This window comes from Pandoraea pnomenusa (assembly GCF_000767615.3).
Taxonomy (GTDB): domain Bacteria; phylum Pseudomonadota; class Gammaproteobacteria; order Burkholderiales; family Burkholderiaceae; genus Pandoraea; species Pandoraea pnomenusa.
Window position 1 is genome coordinate 4,123,719 of record NZ_CP009553.3, and the last position, 15,523, is coordinate 4,139,241.

General features: G+C 66.6%; 13 protein-coding genes. 7 read left to right on the top strand and 6 right to left on the bottom strand.

From position 1 onward, the window contains the following. Positions 1-143 precede the first annotated feature (143 nt). The 3 genes from LV28_RS42385 to LV28_RS42395 all read left to right on the top strand — a co-directional run bounded on the left by LV28_RS42385 (position 144) and on the right by LV28_RS42395 (position 4,358). Complete coding sequence (locus LV28_RS42385; RefSeq protein WP_023597223.1) at positions 144-1,364, top strand: cytochrome P450; 1,221 nt, start codon at positions 144-146, stop codon at positions 1,362-1,364. Positions 1,365-1,573: 209 nt separating this feature from the next. Next, positions 1,574-2,998: an MFS transporter gene (locus tag LV28_RS42390; RefSeq protein WP_048806545.1), complete on the top strand. Its 1,425-nt coding sequence runs from the start codon at positions 1,574-1,576 to the stop codon at positions 2,996-2,998. A 106-nt stretch (positions 2,999-3,104) separates the two neighbouring features. Next, a complete protein-coding gene (locus tag LV28_RS42395; RefSeq protein WP_023597225.1) occupies positions 3,105-4,358 on the top strand; it encodes an Hsp70 family protein in 1,254 nt (417 codons plus the stop codon). Positions 4,359-4,480: 122 nt separating this feature from the next. Here the strand turns inward: LV28_RS42395 and LV28_RS42400 are convergent, their stop codons facing one another. From LV28_RS42400 to zwf, 6 genes are all read right to left on the bottom strand, one after another. Continuing rightward, on the bottom strand, positions 4,481-5,980 hold the full coding sequence (locus LV28_RS42400; RefSeq protein WP_023597226.1) for an AMP nucleosidase: 1,500 nt from the start codon (positions 5,978-5,980) through the stop codon (positions 4,481-4,483). A 207-nt stretch (positions 5,981-6,187) separates the two neighbouring features. Continuing rightward, the gene (locus tag LV28_RS42405; RefSeq protein ID WP_023597227.1) at positions 6,188-6,397 is read right to left on the bottom strand and encodes a dodecin; all 210 of its coding nucleotides are present in this window, start codon (positions 6,395-6,397) and stop codon (positions 6,188-6,190) included. A 46-nt stretch (positions 6,398-6,443) separates the two neighbouring features. After that, positions 6,444-7,043 (bottom strand): MarR family winged helix-turn-helix transcriptional regulator, encoded by a 600-nt coding sequence (locus LV28_RS42410; RefSeq protein ID WP_023597228.1) that lies wholly within the window; start codon positions 7,041-7,043, stop codon positions 6,444-6,446. A gap of 127 nt (positions 7,044-7,170) precedes the next feature. Continuing rightward, positions 7,171-9,045 carry a bifunctional transcriptional regulator/glucokinase gene (locus LV28_RS42415; RefSeq protein WP_023873340.1) on the bottom strand — a complete coding sequence of 625 codons (1,875 nt, stop codon included), beginning with the start codon at positions 9,043-9,045 and terminating at the stop codon, positions 7,171-7,173. Continuing rightward, a complete protein-coding gene (pgl, locus tag LV28_RS42420; RefSeq protein WP_031627378.1) occupies positions 9,023-9,700 on the bottom strand; it encodes a 6-phosphogluconolactonase in 678 nt (225 codons plus the stop codon). Before pgl ends, LV28_RS42415 begins: the two co-directional genes overlap by 23 nt. 90 nt (positions 9,701-9,790) lie before the next feature. Then, entirely contained in the window at positions 9,791-11,284 is a 1,494-nt protein-coding gene (zwf, locus tag LV28_RS42425; protein WP_023597229.1) for a glucose-6-phosphate dehydrogenase, read from the bottom strand. 309 nt (positions 11,285-11,593) lie between these two features. Here zwf and edd point away from each other — a divergent pair, with 309 nt between their 5' ends. The 4 genes from edd (at position 11,594) to LV28_RS42445 (ending at position 15,515) form a co-directional block, all read left to right on the top strand. Further along, positions 11,594-13,441: a phosphogluconate dehydratase gene (gene edd, locus LV28_RS42430; RefSeq protein ID WP_231113198.1), complete on the top strand. Its 1,848-nt coding sequence runs from the start codon at positions 11,594-11,596 to the stop codon at positions 13,439-13,441. Between the two features lie 120 nt (positions 13,442-13,561). Beyond that, positions 13,562-13,939 (top strand): hypothetical protein, encoded by a 378-nt coding sequence (locus tag LV28_RS42435; RefSeq protein ID WP_023597231.1) that lies wholly within the window; start codon positions 13,562-13,564, stop codon positions 13,937-13,939. Between the two features lie 72 nt (positions 13,940-14,011). Then, positions 14,012-14,893 (top strand): 4-hydroxy-tetrahydrodipicolinate synthase, encoded by an 882-nt coding sequence (gene dapA, locus LV28_RS42440; RefSeq protein ID WP_023873337.1) that lies wholly within the window; start codon positions 14,012-14,014, stop codon positions 14,891-14,893. A 40-nt stretch (positions 14,894-14,933) separates the two neighbouring features. Beyond that, positions 14,934-15,515 (top strand): hypothetical protein, encoded by a 582-nt coding sequence (locus tag LV28_RS42445; RefSeq protein ID WP_038620221.1) that lies wholly within the window; start codon positions 14,934-14,936, stop codon positions 15,513-15,515. Positions 15,516-15,523: the final 8 nt, after the last annotated feature.

Sequence of the window (15,523 nt, forward strand, 5' to 3'; positions counted from 1 at the left end):
CCTCATGAAGTACTTGCCTCGCAGTATAGGCGGGCCCTGCGCTCAACACTTCAGCGCGTGATGAAACGTGGCGGCCTCACCGGCGCCTACGATAACCCTTGCCCCTTATCGCGATATCGCGACCTTACCGGGAGACGCCCGCCATGCTTGCCGTTCATACCGAATCCCCCGCCCTGCCATCGCCGGCAAACCCGTTGGCGGCCGTGGGTCATCCCGATCCGTACCCCTATTACGCAGCGCTCGCCGCACGGCATCCCTTCGACTTCGATGCCTCGCTCGGCCTATGGGTCGCCGCCGGCCCCCAAGCCGTCGCCGCCGTGCTGCGGCATCCGGCGTGTGGCGTGCGCCCTGTCGGAGCCCGCGTGCCCGCCGCACTGACCGATGGTGCCGCAGGCGACTGGTTCGGCGAACTCGTCCGAATGAACGACGGGGCGGCCCATGCATCGCTCAAGCCATGGCTCTCGGCACGACTGGCCACGCTGCGCACCGATGCTGCCGCGATCAGCAGGCTTCGCGAGGCGAGCCAGGCCGCCTGCGCGGACGCGTATCTCGCCTGCGGCGACTGGCCGCCGGCGCGCCTGGACGATTTCGTATTCCGTCAGCCGATCTACGCCCTCGCGGCATGGCTCGGCGTCGCCCCCGCACAATGGGCGGACGTGTATGACGACGTTCACACGCTCGTCGCCGCGATGGCCGAGGCGGGCAGCCCTTCGCCTCGCAAGGAGGTGCTCGCTCGCGGACACCGTGCGGCGGCGACGCTGCGCCACCGGATCGACGACTGGCTCGACAACGGCGCCGCGCCGGGCACATGGCTGCGCGAGACCGCGCGGCGCGCCGCACGCGGCGAAGGCCCGGACGACGACGCGCTCGCCGCCAACATCGCAGGCCTTTTCACGCAAACCCACGACGCGTGCGCGGGCCTTGTTGCCAACAGCCTGCGACGCATCGCGCGGCGCGCGACGACGCTCGTGCAACCGGACGAGTTGCGGACCGCGGCGGCGGTCGTCGGCGAGGTCCTGCGCCTCGATCCCCCGGTACAGAACACGCGCCGGTTCCTGCTCGCGCCAGCGGTCATCGGCGAGCGCACGCTCGCACCCGGCGAAGGCATCCTCGTCTTACTCGCCGCCACACCGGCGACAGACGCGACACACGCGACACACGCCCATGACAACCTCGCGCCGACCTTCGGGCAAGGCCCGCACACCTGCCCTGGTCACTCGCCCGCCGTAACCGTCGCGGCCGTCGGGGTTCAGGCGATCCTCGCCAGCCGCGTCGACCTGAAGATGCTGGCGGGCGGCACCGCCTGCCATCCGCTGGCGAACGTCCGTATCGCGCGCTTTGATTCGGCCGCGTCAACGCGTTAATGCCTCAACGGCCACGCCAAATTATCAGTTTTATCTGTCGAAACCTTAGTTTCAACAGACAAAACATAGCGAATCGTACGCGACGCCAGGCATGGCGGTGGTTTACGGGCAAGCGCAGCCCCCTCCAACGATTTCAGGCAGCATGACGGTTTGTCCGCACGTCTGCGCGGTTCCCGCGCCGGCGTGCCGCTCCGTCCTGCCCTGCTCTCATGTCCGACACCTACACTGACGGCATGCCCATGCCCGCCCGGGTCTGGGCCATTGCGACCGTCATGCTCGCCATCTCGCTCTCGGTACTCGACGGCGCCATTGCCAACGTGGCGCTGCCGACCATCGCGCGCGATCTGAACGCCAGCCCCGCCACGTCGATCTGGATCGTGAACGCGTACCAACTCGCGATCACGATTTCGTTGCTGCCGCTTGCCGCACTTGGCGAAATCGTGAGCTATCGACGCGTCTACACCTACGGTCTGGCATTGTTCACGCTCGCCTCGCTCGCCTGCGCGCTCTCCGACTCGCTCGTCACGCTCACACTCGCCCGGGTTGTGCAGGGCTTCGGTGCGGCCGGCATCATGAGCGTGAACACAGCGCTGGTGAAGGCCATCTACCCGTCGCGCTGGCTCGGTCGTGGCGTCGCGCTCAACTCGCTGATCGTGGCCGTGTCTTCGGCGGCCGGCCCCACGATCGCCGCCGGCATTCTCTCGGTCGCTCACTGGCCGTGGCTGTTCGCGGTCAATGTGCCGCTCGGCGTCGTCGCGTTCGCCATTGCGGTGCGCTCGTTGCCCGACAGCGTGCGCGCCTCGCATCCCTTCGACTGGATTGGCGCGGTACTGAGCGCCCTCACCTTCGGGCTGCTGATCTCAGGCATCGATTCGTTCGGGCACGGACAGGAACGATGGCTCGTGGCGGTCGAACTCGCGGCCGCCGTGATCATCGGTACGATTTTCGTACGGCGCCAGCGCCACCAGCCGGTGCCGCTCCTGCCCGTCGATCTGCTGCGCATTCCGATCTTCGGGCTGTCGATCTGCACCTCCATGGCGTCGTTCTGCGCGCAAATGCTCGCGTATGTATCGCTGCCATTCTTCCTGCAGGACACGCTGGGCTTCGATCACGTACAGACCGGCCTGCTGATGACGGCGTGGCCGCTCACGATCGTGGTCGTCGCGCCGCTGGCAGGGCGCCTGCTGGAGCATTACAAGCCGGGCTTGCTCGGCGCGGTCGGGATGGCCGCGTTCGCGCTCGGGCTGCTTGCGCTCGGTCTGCTGCCAGCGCATGCGCAACCCGTCGATATCGTCTGGCGCATGGCGCTGTGCGGCTTCGGCTTCGGCTTGTTTCAGTCGCCCAACAATTACGCCATGCTGATGTCCGCGCCGGCGCATCGCAGCGGCGGCGCCAGCGGCATGCTTGGGACGGCTCGCCTCACAGGGCAGACCACGGGCGCGGCACTCGTGGCGCTCGTCTTCAGTGTCGCCCCCGACGGACACGGCACCCGTGCGTCGCTCTATGTCGCCGCTGCGTTCGCGGCGGTCGCGGCCGTGGTCAGCAGTCTTCGTACGCTGCCGTCCGCCCAGCCCGGCGCGGGATCGTCCGGAACGTCGGGGCCGACGCGCGCCTCCGGCTCACCAGGCGAATGACCGCCCGCCACCCCGCGGCCGCGCCCGGGCGGGTTAGACCGGACGCCCGCCCGGCCGTGCTACACTGCCGACCTTTTACGGCTCGCCTGCGCGGGCCGCAAATGCCATGAGTTTCTGCGCCATCGATTTCGGCACCTCGAATTCCGCCGTCGCCATTCAGAGCGGCGACGCCATGCGTCTGGTCGAACTTGAAGCCGGCTACGGCACCCTGCCCACCGCCGTGTTCTTCAATGCCGATGAAGGTGGCCGCGCGTCGTTCGGCCGTCAGGCCGTGGCCGATTACGTCGACGGCTATGACGGGCGTCTCATGCGCTCGCTCAAGAGCCTGCTCGGTTCCTCCCTGATCGAAAGCACCACCGACCTAGGCAACGGCTCGGCGATGCGCTACATCGACATCATCGCCACCTTCCTGCGTCATTTGCGCTCGCACGCCCTGAAAGCGGATGGCGGCGATCTGCGCCAGGTGGTCATGGGTCGCCCGGTGTTCTTCGTCGACGACGACCCGCGTGCCGACGCCGCCGCGCAACGCTCGCTCGAACAAAGCGCGCGCGACGTGGGCTTCCAGGACGTTCAGTTCCAGTTCGAGCCGATTGCGGCGGCCTTCGATTACGAGTCGCGCCTCGCGCAGGAGCAGCAGGTGCTCGTGGTCGACATCGGGGGCGGCACATCTGACTTCTCGCTCGTGCGCGTGGGCCCGGGGCGCGCTCGCCGTCTGGAGCGCAAGGACGACGTGCTCGCTCACCACGGTGTGCACATCGCCGGAACGGACTTCGACCGTCGCATCGAACTGGCCACCATTCTTCGCGAACTCGGCTACAAGGCCCTCGGCCCCGACGGCAAGGAAGTCCCCAACCGCATCTACTTCGATCTCGCCACGTGGCACCTGATCAACACCGTGTACACGCCCAAACGCGTGGGGGAGCTGGCGTTGACCGCACATCTGTATGCGGATCCGGCGCACCACCGCCGTCTCATGCGCACCGTGGAGCAACGCCTCGGACACGCGCTCGTGGGTCATGCGGAAGACGCGAAGATCGAGGTCTCGTCGGGCGGCGAGACGTACATCGACCTGTCGGTGATCGAGCGCGACCTCGGCATTGCTTTTTCCGAGGCCGGCCTGGTGGAAGCGGTGAGCGACGAAATCGCCAGCATCACGGCGGGCGCCGTGCACACGGCATCGCTGGCGGGACTTCGCGCCGACGACGTCGATGCACTGTACTTCACGGGCGGCTCCACCGGCCTGCGCTGTCTGTCGGACGCGATGTGCGCCGCCTTCCCGAAGGCCACGCCTGTCTATGGCGACCGCCTCGCCAGCGTGGCGCTCGGTCTGGGCATTCATGCGAAGCGAGTGTTCGCGTAAGCGGTGATTCGATAGCGAACGGATAGCAACGACCGGCGAACGGCGGCGAACGCGCGTTCGCCAACGTGAAAAAAGCGCGCGACCGAGAGGTCAGCGCGCTTTTTTTCGTCTGTCGACGGGCGTTACTGGAACGCGACTTCGTTGAAGCTTCGCAGCTTGCGGCTATGCAGGCGATCGAGGCCGTTGTCGCGCAACAGCTCCATCGCCTTCACGCCGATCTTCAGATGCTGATCGACCCGTTCGCGATAGAAGCGGTCCGCCATGCCGGGCAGTTTCAACTCGCCGTGCAGTGGCTTGTCGCTCACGCAGAGCAAGGTACCGTATGGCACCCGGAAGCGAAACCCATTCGCCGCGATGGTCGCGCTCTCCATGTCGAGCGCAATGGCGCGGCTCTGGCTCATGCGCTGCACGGGCTCGCGGTGATCGCGCAATTCCCAGTTACGGTTATCGACCGTCACGACCGTTCCTGTGCGCATCACGCGCTTGAGTTCGAAATCGTCGAGCTGCGTCACGTCGGCCACGGCGCGCTCGAGCGCCACCTGCACTTCGGCCAGCGGCGGCACCGGCACCCACAGTGGCAGGTCGTCGTCGAGCACGTGGTCTTCGCGAACATAGCCGTGCGCCAGGCAGTAGTCGCCCAGACGTTGCGAATTGCGCAGCCCCGCGCAGTGTCCCAACATCACCCAGGCGTGCGGGCGCAGCACCGCGATGTGATCGGTGATCGTCTTCGCGTTCGAAGGGCCCACACCGATATTGACCATGGTGATGCCCGTATTGTCGGGGCGCACGAGATGGTAGGCCGGCATCTGCGGCAACCGCGACGGCGATGTGCCCGCGGGCGCGCGCGCGTCGATGTTCTGGTTCCAGTGCGTGACATTCCCCGGTTCGACGAACGCCGTGTATTGGCTGCGGTATTCGCGCAGCGCCGGATCGTCGGTCTCGCTCATCAATTCCCGTCCCAACTCGACGAATTCGTCGATGTAAAACTGGTAATTCGTGAAAAGCACGTAGTTCTGGAAATGCTCGGGCGAGGTTGCCGTGTAGTGGCGCAGACGATGCAGCGAATAGTCCACGCGCGGCGCCGTGAACAGCGCGAGCGGCAGAATCTCGTCAGGCAGCGGGTCGCGCGTGCCGTTCACGATACTGTCGTCCATCGTCGCCAGATCGGGCACATCGAACACGGTGCGCATGGCGCGCAGGTGAGTCTGGTCGAGATCGCCCTCGAGGTACACGCCGTCCTGATAGGCGAAGTGCACGGGAATCGGCTCGTCCGATACCCCCACTTCGAATGCCACGCCGTGGTTGTGCGCGAGGCGACGAAGCTGCTCGGTGTAATAGTTCTCGAACAGGTCGGGGCGCGTGACGGTCGTCTGGTAGCTGCCCGGCCCCGACACGAAGCCGTAGGACAGGCGCTTGTCGAGCTGGGTGATGTCCTCGGTGGTGATACGAATGAACGGGTAATGCGCGCTCACCCGTCGCGCGGAATCCTTTTGCGTCGAAAAGCGTTCGAACGCGGCGCGAAGGTACGCCGTGTTGGCGTCGTAAATCGTCTTCAGGTAGGCGACGGCTTCCACCGGATCCGCAATCGATCGGGTGGCATGGACCGGTTCTTGTTCGGACATGCGCAAACCTCTTCTATCTTTTTCATGATCTCGAGTATGCGCCTATTGTGACACGACTATACGACACTCGCGTGTGCCTGCGACGAGACGAATTCCCGTGCCGATCCGCTTCGCATCGACACGGGAAAATGCAGACCACACGGGGTCTGGGAAGCACTTGCGGGCATGCGTCCGATCGGTCGCTCCGGTGCCTGCGAACCCGGCCGATCAGTCTTCCAGACGCACGCCGACCTTGAGGGTGACCTGCCAGTGAGCGACCTTGCCGTCCTCGATGTGGCCTCGGGTTTCCGTGATCTCGAACCAGTTCAGGTTGCGCAACGTCTTGCTCGCGCGCTCGATGGCGCATTTGACGGCATCGTCGATCGATTGGGTCGACGAGCCGGTCAGCTCGATCTGCTTGTACACGTGATTCGACATGTCAGTCTCCGGCGTCGGGTTAGGAGACTCCCATGCTAGGCGCGTCCTACCGCGGCCGCAAGTCGGTGCATTCCGACAGCCCGTCCTCGGGACCGTCGAGACGCTGCGCGCCCGGAGAGACAGCCGCGTTCGAGGCCGTCGCTTCGTGGTGCGGCACATCGCGTGGCCCGTCGCGACGCAACGCCGCCGGCACCACGGTGTCGAGCGGCGTCGGCACGACATTGGCGAGATTTCGACGCACCTTCTGCAAGAGCTGCGTGAGTTGGACGCACTCGAATGCCGTGAGACCCTGCATCGCTTCGTTGCGCACTTCGTCGGAGAGCGCACGGGCGACTTCGAGCTGCGCCACCGCCGCGCGCGTGACGAACAAGCGCTCGATGCGAGGATCGCGCGCGTCCGGCCGGCGCCGCACCCACCCCGCCGCCTCCATGCGCTCGAGCGTTCGCGCGAGCGTCTGCATGGGCGTCTCGAGGATGTCGGCCAGCACCGTCTGGCTCACGCCCCGATTGTCGGCGAGATAGACCAGCAAGCGGCACTGTGCGCGCGTAAGCGGCAGCGTGCGTTGCGCGAGCTGTTCGAAACGGCGTCCGAACAGACGCTGGACGTCTGCCACGAGAAAACCGAATCGTCGGGCGGAATCGGACATTTTCATATGCCGCATTATGATAAACAGGTTTAGGAATATCAAGCGGCGCCGCTCAGCTCGCCGAGGCCCCGAGCCGCATCGTGTCGACTGTCTGTCGGATGCCTGTCATTCGCCTGTCATTCGCCTGTCAGTCACCTGTCGATTTCCTGTCGGCGTCCTGTCCGCTGCCGTGACCGAGCCAGTCCAGCGCACCCTCGCCCACGGCGTGCCCGCCCGGACCGGCACGCCGGATCGCCACGCCAACGGCCAGCACGTCAATGGCCGCCAGATGCAGTATCCGGGCGATCATCGTCACGTGCGCGCCCATCGTCTCGACGTGATCGTTCGGCAGCACCAGCGTGGCCTTGCGCGCCAGCGGCGAGTTTCGCGCCGTGAGCGCGATAACCTTCGCTCCGCGCCCCACGGCAATATCGACGGCCCGGTTCAGATCCACCGAGCGCCCCGACGCCGAAATTGCCACCACAACGTCGCCATCACCGAGCAAACCCGCGGCGGCCTGCAACAGATACGGGTCGCCATACGCGATGGTTGGCATTCCGAAGCGGAAGAACTTGTAGTGTGCGTCCTGCGCGATCACGCCCGAATTTCCCAGTCCATAGAACTCGATGCGACGCGCGCCGTCGAGCAGCGCGACCGCCGACTCGACCGTCCGGGCGTCGAGGTGCTCGCGCATCTGCAGGATCGACGAGACGGTGTTGTCGAGCACCTTGGCGCTGAACTCCGCCGCCGAGTCGCCCACATGCACCTGCCCGTGGCGCACCGGCAACGTGCCGGTAAGTGCGCTTGCGAGCTTGAGCTTGAAGTCCGACAGCCCCTGGCAGCCAAGCTTGCGGCAAAAGCGGATCACTGTGGGTTGACTCACCCGGGCCAGTCGCGCGATCTCGGCCACCGGTTCCGCCAGCAACGCGCGCGGTTGCTTCAGCGTGAGTTCGGCAACGCGTTGCTCTGCGGGACTCAGCCGGTCGCGCAGACGATGCAGACGGTCGATCAACGCCCCCGCGCCGACCGCGTGCGTGCCGAGTTGTTCGGCGAGAATCGCGGACGTGCCGAGAAACGCCGGATGGTCGGCCGTGATCACGAATGTCGGGATCTTCCGCAGATAGGCCTCGAAACGCCCCTTGGCCTCGAAGCGCCGGCGAAACGGGGAGTCCTCGAACAGCTTGCCGAGCTTGGGGATCACGCCGCCACCGAGGTACACGCCGCCGACCGCCCCCAGCGTCACCGCCACATTGCCCGCGAGGGTACCGAGCATCGCGCAAAAGCAGTCGACGGTCTCGCGCGCGAGCGGGTCGCCCGCATGCGCGAGTTTCGCGATCTCGGGGGTCTCGAGTGCCTGCACCTCGCGGCCCTCGCGCGCGGCCAGCGCCTGATAGACGAGCGCCATGCCCGGCCCCGCCACCAGGCGCTCGAAAGACACATGCGGAAAATGCTTCCACGCGTAGCGCAGGACGTCGATTTCGCGTTCGTCGGCCGGCGCGAACGTCGTATGCCCGCCCTCGCTGCCCAGCGCAATCCACCGGTCCGCGGCCGGAATCAGGCCCGACACGCCCACACCCGTGCCCGGCCCGAGCAAGCCGATGACGCCATTCGGACGCGGCTCGCCGCCCCCCACCTGATGCTTTTGTGCGTCGCTCAGATACGGGAGCGCCATGGCCAGCGCGGTGAAATCGTTGACCACCAGCAGCGTTTCGAAACGCAGCGCACGTCGAGTGGCTTCGATCGAGAAGTGCCAGTCGCGGTTCGTCATGCGAACTTCGTCGCCTTCGATCGGGTTGGCGATCGCGATCGCCGCATGCCGCACAGGCTCGGCGTGATCGGCATCGTCGAGATAGGCGCGAATGACTTCGGGAACACCGGCGTAATCGTCGCACGCGTAATCGCGAATCTCGACAAGGTCGCCCGGCGAAATTTCCAGGGCGAAGCGAGCGTTGGTGCCGCCGATATCGGCAAGCAGACGCGGCCCGCTCAGATGCGGCGGATTATTCCTCACTCCAGAAGACATCGAGACTCACTCCTTCACGGTGGATCAGCCGGGAAATGGCGTTGTCCTGCACCTCGTCCTGCGCCGCTTCCAGTACGGCCCGCTTGGCCGGGCCCTGAATCTGCAGCATGAGCCGCTCGCTGGCCGCGAGCGCCGCCAGCGACCATGAGACCCGCACGTGCGGCGCGCGCTGCGGATGCACGAGCACGAACTTCTCACGGGTGGTGATCGCGTCGTGCCACTGCGGAGCATCGGCGAAGAGTGACGCCGTATGCCCGTCTTCGCCCATGCCCAGCACACACACCTGCGGCACGCCGTGCGCCCAGGTGTCGTTGAGCGTACGCACCTGCAGCGAGGCGCTCGTGCGCGTGTCGACGAGCGGCAGCCAGTGCGCGCCGCTCGCGTGGGGCAACAGCGTCTCGGCCACGAGCCGCGCGTTGCTCTCATCGTGCGTGGGCGGCAACCAGCGGTCGTCGACCAGCGTGATGTCGACATCGCGCCATGCCACCGGGAGCCGGGCGAGTTGCATGAGGAACGGCCGAGGACTCGCGCCGCCCGACACCGCGAGCAGCGCACGCGGGCGGATCGTCAAGGCTTCGTCGAGCCCGGCGACGACCGCGTTCGCGAGTGCCTGTGCCTGCGCTTCACGCGTTGGGAAAATTCGCCAGTGGATCATGGGTGTCTACCTCCGTTTGCCTTGACGGTGGACGCGGCGTGCAGCGCGCAACAGCGCCGGACGGCCCGCCGCCGCGCGCCGCAATCCGTCTCAGTTGTCTTCTTCCACCCAGCTCGTGCCGTACTGCGTGAGCAGCGCGCTCGCGGCGGGCGGCCCCCAGGTGCCGGCGGCGTAGCGCTTCGGACCCTTGTGCTGGCGCGCCCAGTACGCCTGGATCGGCGCGACCCAGCGCCAGGCCTGTTCCTGCTCGTCACGTCGTACGAACAGGGCCAGGCGCCCGTGGATGACGTCGAGCAACAAGCGCTCGTAGGCATCCATGCGGTGCCCTTTGAAGAACTGATCGAACGCGAGATCGAGGTGAACCGATTGCAGGTTCATTCCCTCACCCGGTTGCTTCGCCAGACAGTAGAGGCGGATCGATTCGTTCGGCTGCAGACGGATGACGAGACGGTTCACGCCGGGGTGCGTCGTTGCCTCGCCGAGCAACGGATACGGCGTGGCCCGATAGTTGACGACGATCTCCGCCACACGTTCGCCCAGCCGCTTGCCCGTGCGCAGGAAAAACGGCACGCCGGCCCAGCGCCAGTTGTCGATGTCGGCCTTCAGGGCCACGAACGTTTCGGTCTGGCTGTCGGCGGGCACCCCCGGCTCGTCCACGTAAGCGGATACGGCCGACTTGCCGATGGCCCCGCCGCCGTATTGGCCGCGCACCACGTTGCGGGCCACTGACTCGTCGTCAAGCCGGCGCAGCGAACGCAGCACGCGAAGCTTCTCGTCGCGCACGGCGTCGGCGTCCATCGACAACGGCGGCTCCATCGCCACGATGGCGAGCAGTTGCAGCAGGTGGTTCTGCACCATGTCGCGCAGCGCGCCGGTCTGCTCATAGAACTCGCCGCGCCCCTCCACCCCGATCTCCTCCGCGATCGTGATCTGGATGTTCTCGATCAGGTCACGCCGCCACAGCGGTTCGAAAATCGCATTGCCGAAACGCAGCGCGAGCAGGTTCTGCACCGCCTCCTTCCCGAGGTAATGGTCGATGCGGTAAATCTGGTCTTCGCGGAAGATCGCGCCCACGGCGTCGTTGATCGCCTCGGACGATGCGAGATCGTGGCCCAGCGGCTTCTCGAGCACGATGCGCCCGTTCTCGTTGAGCCCCGCCCTTCGCAGCCCTTCACAAATCGGAATGAATAACGACGGCCCGGTGGCCAGATAGAAGATGCGCACGCCGGGCCGCTTCGCCAGCCGTCCGGCCAGCACGTCGAATTCCGCCTGGCGCCCGAGATCGAGCGGCATGTAATCGATCGTCGCCAGAAACTGCTTCCACGCCGCCTCGTCCCACACGTCGGGCTTGATATGGCCTCGCACGTGCTCTTCGCACCAGGTGTGGTAGCCGGCGGCATCCATCGGTTTGCGGGAGACGGCCAGAATGCGGCCGGTGGCAGTCGCGTCCGAGGCATCGGCCCGGCCGTCGGACCCGAGCTGCCCGGTGCGGAACGCCCGGAACAACGAAGGGAGTACCTTGCGCAGCGACAAATCGCCGGTGGCACCGAACAACACAAAAGTATAGGGTGAAGGCGTATGCATGGCAGAGACGATGACACTGAAAGATGGCACTGGAAGAGCGCAACTTTGACACTGCATTGTAGTTTAACTACACTTCAATTCAACAAAATCTCGTGCTTTCACTACATCTCACGGTCTGCATGACGAGGTACCTCGGCGCGGGAAGCGCGCGCCCGATGCAGAAGCCGACGGCAGGCGCCTCGCGTGGGCGGACATGGCGGCCCGAATGGCCGAACGACACGAAAGGCGCGAAAGCCGCTCGACCTCCGACGGCGCGGAAGCCCCGAAATATCGGAATCCCCACAAGCCCCACAACGTCCCGGAATCACCATGACTCAGTTTTCGCATAATGTGTCGCTGCATCCGGTGGTCAAGCGCGTGACAGAGCGCCTGATCGAGCGTAGCCGGCCGTCCCGTCAGGCGTATCTGGAGGGCGTGGCCCGCGCCGCACAGGGACAGCCCGGACGGGAGAGGATCGGATGCGCCAACCTCGCGCATGCATTGGCGGCCGCGCCCGCCGACGACCGTCTCAGGATCCGCTCCGAACGCACCCCCAACATCGGCATCGTCACCGCATACAACGATATGCTTTCGGCGCACGCGCCATTCGCCGAGTTCCCCGACATCATCAAGTCGGCGGCGCGCTCGCATGGCGCAAGCGCCCAGGTGGCCGGCGGCGTGCCCGCCATGTGCGACGGCGTGACGCAAGGCTATGCCGGCATGGAACTGTCGCTCTTCTCCCGTGACGTGATCGCCATGGCGTCGGTGGTCGCGCTCTCGCACCAGATGTTCGACGCGGCCATGTTCCTCGGCGTATGCGACAAGATCGTGCCGGGTCTCGTGATTGCCGCACAGGCGTTCGGCCACCTGCCCGCCGTGTTCAGTCCGGCCGGCCCCATGCCCTCGGGACTGCCCAACGACGAGAAGTCGCGCATCCGCCAGGAGTACGCCGCCGGGCGCGTCACGCGCGCCGCGCTGCTCGACGCCGAACTCGCGGCCTATCACGCCGAAGGCACCTGCACGTTCTACGGCACGGCGAACAGCAATCAGATGCTCATGGAGTTCATGGGCCTGCATCTGCCGGGCGCGTCGTTCGTCAACCCCCATACGCCGCTGCGCCACGCGCTCACGCAAGCCGCCACGGCGCGCGCGGTAGCCCTCGCGAAATCGGGCATCACCACGTCGCAGATCCTCGACGAGCGCGCTTTCGTCAACGGCGTGGTCGGCCTGCTCGCGACCGGCGGCTCGACCAACCACACGCTGCACCTGGTCGCCATGGCGCACGCGGGCGGCATCCTGCTCGACTGGCAGGACTTCGCGGAACTGTCCGACGTCACGCCGCTACTCGCTCACATCTACCCGAGCGGCAAAGCCGACGTGAACCAGTTCCAGGCGGCGGGTGGTCTGAATTTCCTCATTCGTGAACTGCTTGACGCCGGCTTCCTGCACAACGACGTGACCACGGTCATGGGGCACGGGCTGCGCGCGTACACGCAGGAAGCCTGCCTGCGCGATGACGTGCTGTGCTGGCAGGACGCTCCCGCCGAATCGCTCGACGAGAACATCGTGCGTCCGGCCTCGCGACCGTTTGCGCCCGAGGGCGGCCTGCGCATGCTCGCCGGCAATCTCGGACGCGCCGTCATCAAGTCGTCGGCCGTCAAACCCGAGCACCAGAAGGTGCGCGCACCCGCGCGCGTGTTCTCGGATCAGGAGTCCGCCCAGGCCGCGTTCAAGGCGGGCGAACTGACGCGCGACGTGGTCGTGGTGGTGCGCTTCCAGGGGCCCCGCGCGAACGGCATGCCGGAGCTGCACAAGCTCATGCCGATGCTCGGCCTGCTGCAGGACGAAGGTCACCATGTGGCGCTCGTGACCGACGGCCGGATGTCGGGCGCGTCCGGCAAGGTGCCCGCCGCCATTCATCTGTCGCCCGAAGCCGAGCAGGGCGGCATGCTCGCGCGCGTGCAGGATGGCGACATCATCACCATCGACTGCGAAAAGAACCTCCTTCATTGCGAAATCGACGACGCCGCACTCGCCGCACGCCGTCCGGCGTCGCCGCCGCAACGCCCGTTCGATCCCTGGCGCAACGTCTTCTCGCTGTTCCGGCGCAATGTCGGCGCCGCGCCGCACGGCGCCTGCGTGCTCTTCGACGACGCCGAGTATCCGAAGGACAGTTGACGACGGCGCCTTCGCGTCGCATTCGCCGCATCAGGGCGTCAGGAAATCTTGACGCCTTTTTTATTCGTGCGTCCCTAGACTGGCTTCGTCGTCACTTCCGTCGTCATCCGACACGTTGCCATGCCCACGCTTGCCCAGCCCGCCAACCTCGAACCTCCCGCTGCCAACGCCGCGATGCCGCGCATCGGCGACATGCCCGGCATCGCGGCCGAGCGCAACATCGCGCGTCAACGCAATCGCCACAGCCCCCGCGTTCGCCTCGACGCGACGCTCGACATCACACTCAGCCGCACCGCTGTCTCGACGCTGGCCGTCACGCTCGCCATGCGCCTGCCCCCGCCCTGGCGCGTCGAGACGATTCGCGCGATACGGCGCGATACGGCCGCCGTGGTGTCGATTGCCCTGCCGCGCGTCGAAGCCTCGCACGCCATGCATGCGGTGATGCAGTCGCTGCCCGAGGCCGAATTCGGCGTACTGCGACTGCGCCCCGCCGCCTGACGTCTGGCGCGGACCGTCTGTAAGAATCCTGAGCCATTACGCCAGCCGCCCCCTTAATTCGCCCCCCATCCTATGCATTCAACCCGCTTTCTCGGCGTGTGGATTCCGCTCGTCACGCCCATGACCGGCGCCAACGGCGACCGGATCGATCGCCACGCGTTCGCACGCCTCGTGGACTACTACCTCGCCGCGGGCGTCGACGGCCTCGTGGTGGCCGGCACCACCGGCGAAGGCGCGCTGCTCGACGACGAGGAGCGCCGCTGGCTCGTCGAAGCCGCCTGCCATCTCGCTCGCGATCACGCGCCGATACTCGCGGGTATCGGCGCGGCCGACACGAGCCACGCCGCGCGGCAGATGCGCCAACTCGACGATTTGCCCCTCTCGGGGTATCTCGTCTCGCCGCCCTACTATCTGCGTCCGTCGCAGGAGGGCATCCTCTGGCACTATCGCGCGCTCGCCGCCGGCACGCGCAAGCCGATCGTGCTCTACGACGTGCCGTTGCGCACCGGTGTGGCGCTCGACGTCGAAACGATCCGCGAACTGGCGTCGCACGAGCGCTTCGCGGCCATCAAGGCGTGCGACGCCGATGCGCTTGTGCGTCTGCCGTCGCAAGTCGACCTGCCGGTGCTGTGCGGCGACGACCTGCAACTGCTGCCCGCATTGCAGGCCGGTGCGACGGGCTGCATTTCGGCCGCCGCTCATGTGCGGCCGGACCTGTTCCTCAAGCTCCTGCGCTATGCGCGCGACGGCGACATGGTGCACGCGACGGCACTGTTCAACGGCATGAAGCCCCTCATGCGGCGGCTGTTTGCCGAGCCCAATCCGGTGGCGATCAAGGCCGCGCTCGCCTCGCTCGGACTGTGCGCGCAGACGGTGCGCCGCCCCCTGATGCCGTGCACGACGTCGCTGCGCAAGGAACTCGATGCGCAACTCGAAGTGACCATGGCCTTCTGACGCACCAGACGTCGCCCCTCTCACCCACACGCCAATCGCCATGGACGACCTCGAACGCCATCACCGTACCGTTGCACGTCTGCTCATCAAGCTCTCCGGCACCACGCTCGCCCGGCTCGCCTACGCGACCGGCATCGCCGCCGGCACGATTTCCCGCTGGGTGCACGGCGACGGTTGCGCCCTTGGTGCACAGCGCCGCGACAGACTCTTCGCCGCGCTCGGTGCACGCACCGACGGCGCGAATGTGCGCCTGGCGGCGCGCGCGACCGGCGCGGCGCAGCCGATGTTTCAGATCACCGGCATCTTGCAGGCCGAACGGTTCGCCACCCTCGCCGCACTGACCTCGACACGGTTCGTGGCCGCGCGCGAAACCTGCCAGGGCCGCACACTCGTCAGCGTCGTCACCGACGTGACGGGTTGCACGACCGCCCTGCTCGTGGGCACGCGCGAAGCGCTGGACGAGCTGTACGCCGAACTCGACATCTCGGTACCGCCCAGACGTCGCCTGGCGCCGTCGACGCATGCGTGCCGTCCAGCTCGTCCAGCTCGTCCGGATCGTTTTGAGGCGGAACTCGGCGCGTCCGCCTGGCCCTCGCACACGTTGCGCCCGCGCTCCAACTGAAGCGGATC

Coding starts and splice junctions, on each gene's coding strand:
- LV28_RS42385 (WP_023597223.1), top strand. CDS start 144: ATGCTTGCCGTTCATACCGAATCCCCCGCCCTGCCATCGCCGGCAAAC.
- LV28_RS42390 (WP_048806545.1), top strand. CDS start 1,574: ATGTCCGACACCTACACTGACGGCATGCCCATGCCCGCCCGGGTCTGG.
- LV28_RS42395 (WP_023597225.1), top strand. CDS start 3,105: ATGAGTTTCTGCGCCATCGATTTCGGCACCTCGAATTCCGCCGTCGCC.
- LV28_RS42400 (WP_023597226.1), bottom strand. CDS start 5,980: ATGTCCGAACAAGAACCGGTCCATGCCACCCGATCGATTGCGGATCCG.
- LV28_RS42405 (WP_023597227.1), bottom strand. CDS start 6,397: ATGTCGAATCACGTGTACAAGCAGATCGAGCTGACCGGCTCGTCGACC.
- LV28_RS42410 (WP_023597228.1), bottom strand. CDS start 7,043: ATGTCCGATTCCGCCCGACGATTCGGTTTTCTCGTGGCAGACGTCCAG.
- LV28_RS42415 (WP_023873340.1), bottom strand. CDS start 9,045: ATGTCTTCTGGAGTGAGGAATAATCCGCCGCATCTGAGCGGGCCGCGT.
- pgl (WP_031627378.1), bottom strand. CDS start 9,700: ATGATCCACTGGCGAATTTTCCCAACGCGTGAAGCGCAGGCACAGGCA.
- zwf (WP_023597229.1), bottom strand. CDS start 11,284: ATGCATACGCCTTCACCCTATACTTTTGTGTTGTTCGGTGCCACCGGC.
- edd (WP_231113198.1), top strand. CDS start 11,594: ATGACTCAGTTTTCGCATAATGTGTCGCTGCATCCGGTGGTCAAGCGC.
- LV28_RS42435 (WP_023597231.1), top strand. CDS start 13,562: ATGCCCACGCTTGCCCAGCCCGCCAACCTCGAACCTCCCGCTGCCAAC.
- dapA (WP_023873337.1), top strand. CDS start 14,012: ATGCATTCAACCCGCTTTCTCGGCGTGTGGATTCCGCTCGTCACGCCC.
- LV28_RS42445 (WP_038620221.1), top strand. CDS start 14,934: ATGGACGACCTCGAACGCCATCACCGTACCGTTGCACGTCTGCTCATC.